Origin of the sequence: Streptomyces amritsarensis, assembly GCF_001953875.1 — a bacterium.
GTDB lineage: Bacteria > Actinomycetota > Actinomycetes > Streptomycetales > Streptomycetaceae > Streptomyces > Streptomyces amritsarensis.
Genome location: NZ_MQUR01000185.1, coordinates 1 through 3,713, shown reverse-complemented (window position 1 = coordinate 3,713; position 3,713 = coordinate 1). Strand labels below are relative to the sequence as shown.

The following is a 3,713-nucleotide window of genomic DNA, read 5'->3' as shown; positions in this document are numbered from 1 at the left end:
GGGCGCCTGCCGATGTCCTCGGCCTGTGGCGGGCGGCCCTGGAGGCGGTGCTCGCCGACGCGGCGGTGCCGGACCTGGAGGGCCTGGTCGACGCGTTGGACGCCGGCGGGGAGATCGACTTCGACCGGCTGGACTGGAACCCGGGCCGCGAGGCGGACCTGCTCGACGAGGTCCTCGCCAACCTCTACCTGCTCACCGTCGCCGAGGGCGGGGCCGCCGACCGGCCGATTCCGCTTCCGGTGCTGGCCGCGTCGTTGATCGTGCCCGAGGGCATGGGCGAGCCGACCGACGCCGTCCTGGAGCAGGTCTCGGAGGCGATGATGCGCCTCGACGACCAGTTCCGACAGCTGGAGCCCATCGGCCTGGTGGAGTTCCGGCCCGTCGACGAGGAGCTCATGGCGCAGGCCGACGACGACGGCCCGCGGGGTGGCCGGGAGGCCGACGACGAGGACGTCTCCCGCTACGGCATGGTCCGCCTGACCCCGCTGGGCCTCTACGGGATCCGCGCCCGGATGCTGGAGGCCGGTGTGGACGCCCCGGCGGTCGGCGAGCTGGCCGCCAAGGGCGCCGACGTACTCCTCGACGCCGTCTCCTCCTACCCCGAGCGCGCGGCGCAGGCCGAGATCGAAGCGTGGATGGCGGGCCGCGAACCGTCCGACGCGGTCGCCGAACTCCTGTCCGCCGCCCGCGGGGACGACGAAGGCGGCCCGCTGCGCCGGCTGCGCTGCCAGCAGGCTCTCGCGTTGGCCGGCCCGGAGGCCGAGCCGGCCGTCCGCTCGGTGCTGGACGAGGCGGAGCTCGGCGGGCTCGCCCGGGTCTGGCTGGCGGAGCACGCAGTGGCCGACGTACCGGCGCCCGCCCCGGAGATGGTGTTCTGGCTGACGGTCGACACGATCGCCGCGCAGCTCGCAGCCGACGGCGAGAGCGAGGAGCTGCCCCTCCTGATGGAGACCCTGACCGCCCATCACACGGGCTTCTTCGACCAGGTGTGGCGTGTCGAGCACCCGGCGACGGTGCGGGTCCTGGAGGCGATGGGCCGGCTGCACCCGGACCGGAAGACGGCGAAGGAGGCCCGCAAGGCCGCCTTCAAGGCGCGCTCCCGCAGGCCCTGAAGGCCGGTCAGGGAGGCCGGTGACAATGCGCCGTTCCTGGTCCGGAGTCGGCCATTGACGCCGAAAGGCGAGGGGGCGGTTCCCCTTCGTGGGTAATTCAGCCGCCGTTCACGTGCGGGCGGGAGCGTGTGCGCCGACCGACCGCACGACAGGCGCACCACTCCCCACCCCTGGAGACCCGATGCCGCTCAGCCGCAGAGACTTCACCGCCCGTACCGTCATCGCCGGCGCGGCAGTCGCGCTCACCGGGACGGTCGGGGCTCTCGCCACCGCTCCGGGTGCGCTCGCGGCCGAGGACGGCGCGGACCGCGACGGGCAGGGACGGCCGTGCGAGCCCGGTTACGGCCCGCTCGTTCCCGACCCGGCCGGCATCCTCGCCCTCCCCGCCGGCTTCAGGTACCGCGTGATCACGCACAGCGGCGTCACCCGGCTGGAGTCCGGTGAGACCACCCCGTCCCACCACGACGGGACCGCGGCCTTCGAGGGCCACCGCGGCGTCACCCTCCTCGTCAACAACCACGAGCTGAGGGGCAGGCGGGAGAACTGGGCCCGCCCCGTCCCGCTCGCCGAGGGCCTCGTCTACGACCCGGCCGCGGCCGGCGGGTGCACGGTCGTCGAGGTCCGGCGCGGCGGCGAGGTCGCCGAATGGGTGGGCATCGCCGGTACGTCGACCAACTGCGCGGGCGGCGCCACCCCCTGGCACACCTGGCTGACCTGCGAGGAGAACTCCGACCTCGCCGGCAAGAACGGCATGACCAAGGACCACGGCTACGTCTTCGAGGTCGACCCGCACGACCGCCGCGCCAACCGCGACCCGCAGCCCGTCAAGGCCTTCGGCCGGTACGACCACGAGGCCGTGGTCATCGACCCGCGCCACGGCCACGCGTACCTGACCGAGGACGCCTCCGGCCCCAACGGGCTGTTCTACCGCTGGACCCCGCCCCGCGGCTTCCGGCACGGGCGCGGCAGGCTCCGTACGCTCGCCGCCGACGCCGGCGTGCTCCAGGCCGCCAAGTGCACCGACAGCTCGGGCCGGTTCGTCGACGACCTCTCGCGCGCCACGCGGATCGGCACCGTGTACGGCGTCGACTGGGTGGACGTGCCGGACCGCGACGCGCGCACCGTGCCCGTCCGCAAGCAGTTCGCGGACAGCGCGGTGACGCGCGGACGCAAGCTGGAGGGCATGTGGTGGGCCGACGCAGGCGCGTACTTCGTCTCCTCCTACGCCCGCGAGGAGAGCCCCGGCGCCGCACACGACGGGCAGGTCTGGTTCTACGACCCCAAGCGGCGCACGATCCGGCTGACCGTCCTCATCGGCGTCAACGCGGACCCGTCGGCGGACGGCGGCTACGACGGCCCGGACAACATCACCGTGTCGCCGTACGGAGGCCTGGTCATCGCGGAGGACGGCTCGGGGCTGCAGCACCTGTTCGGCGCGACCGCATCGGGCCGCACCTACCCGCTGGCGCGCAACGAGCTGAACATCGGGTCGGCCGAGGAGCCCGAATACTCCGAATTCGCCGGAGTCTGCTTCTCACCGGACGGACGCACCCTGTACGCCAGCCTCCAGGACCCGGGCATCATGCTGGCCATCACCGGGCCGTGGCGGCGCGCGCACTGACGCTCCGCCCGGCCGGGATCGCGGGCCTCAGTGGGCCGGGGAAACCTCCGCGCGGGAGGCCTCGGCCCACTCGGCGAGCAGGAACTCATACGCCTCGGAAGGCCACTCGCCGTCCACCCTGGTCTCCACGAGGTGCCGGATCGCCTCGTTCGCCTCGGCGGCGGACGGGCGGGCAGGCCCCGCGGGTGTGAGTGTCTCGTGCATGCCTACAAGGCTACGGGCGGGCACTGACAGCCACCTACGGATTACGGGTGGCATCCATCACCCGCGAACCCGCCCGGTGGCGGCCCGTACCCGCCCACCTGCTCAGAGTGCCTGCGCGGCGGGCTTGACCATGCCGCGCACTGTGCGCGACTTCACAAACTCGCCCATGGCCGTCATCTCCCACTCGCCGGAGAACTGGCGGATCAGCTTCGCCATCATCACGCCCGTCTGCGGCTCGGCGCTGGTCAGGTCGAAGCGCACCAGCTCCTCGCCGCTGGCCGCGTCGATCAGGCGGCAGTAGGCCTTGGCCACCTCGGTGAACTTCTGGCCGGTGAAGGAGTTGACCGTGAAAACCAGGCCCGTGGCGTCGGCGGGGAGCCGGCCGAGATCGACGACGATCACCTCGTCGTCGCCGGCGCCCTCGCCGGTGAGGTTGTCCCCGGAGTGCTTGATGGCGCCGCCCAGGATGGACAGCTTGCCGAAGTAGCAGCTGTCGATGTGGTTGCGCTGCGGGCCGTACGCGATGACGGACGCGTCGAGGTCGATGTCCCGGCCGCGGAAGGCGGGCTCCCAGCCCAGCCCCATCTTGACCTGGGAGAGCAGCGGGCGGCCTCCCTTGACCAGGGAGACGGTCTGGTTCTTCTGGAGGCTGACCCGGCCCTTGTCCAGGTTGATCTTCCCGGTGGCGGGCGGGGCGGCCGGGGGTGCGGCGGGAGCGGGGGCGGGGGCCGGGGTGACGGGGGCGGGGGTGCCGGCGCCGGCGGTGAGCCAGGGGG

3 protein-coding genes and 1 pseudogene are annotated in these 3,713 nt (G+C 73.2%); 2 read left to right on the top strand and 2 right to left on the bottom strand.

The window, feature by feature from the left end; genetic code table 11:
* Both AVW11_RS35270 and AVW11_RS35265 read left to right on the top strand, forming a co-directional pair.
* Positions 1–1,112, top strand: a 1,112-nt coding sequence (locus tag AVW11_RS35270) for a hypothetical protein (protein WP_076047062.1), incomplete at its 5' end; no start/stop codon positions are given.
* A gap of 181 nt (positions 1,113–1,293) precedes the next feature.
* Entirely contained in the window at positions 1,294–2,733 is a 1,440-nt protein-coding gene (locus tag AVW11_RS35265) for an alkaline phosphatase PhoX (protein WP_076047061.1), read from the top strand.
* A 27-nt stretch (positions 2,734–2,760) separates the two neighbouring features.
* Here AVW11_RS35265 and AVW11_RS37965 read toward each other — a convergent pair whose 3' ends face one another.
* A complete protein-coding gene (locus AVW11_RS37965) occupies positions 2,761–2,937 on the bottom strand; it encodes a hypothetical protein (RefSeq protein ID WP_167344711.1) in 177 nt (58 codons plus the stop codon).
* 102 nt (positions 2,938–3,039) lie between these two features.
* Positions 3,040–3,713: pseudogene (locus AVW11_RS35260) on the bottom strand (TerD family protein); the annotation flags it as partial.

Excerpts from the sequence above, each read along its gene's own strand:
- AVW11_RS35265 (WP_076047061.1), top strand. The coding sequence starts at position 1,294 with ATGCCGCTCAGCCGCAGAGACTTCACCGCCCGTACCGTCATCGCCGGC.
- AVW11_RS37965 (WP_167344711.1), bottom strand. The coding sequence starts at position 2,937 with ATGCACGAGACACTCACACCCGCGGGGCCTGCCCGCCCGTCCGCCGCC.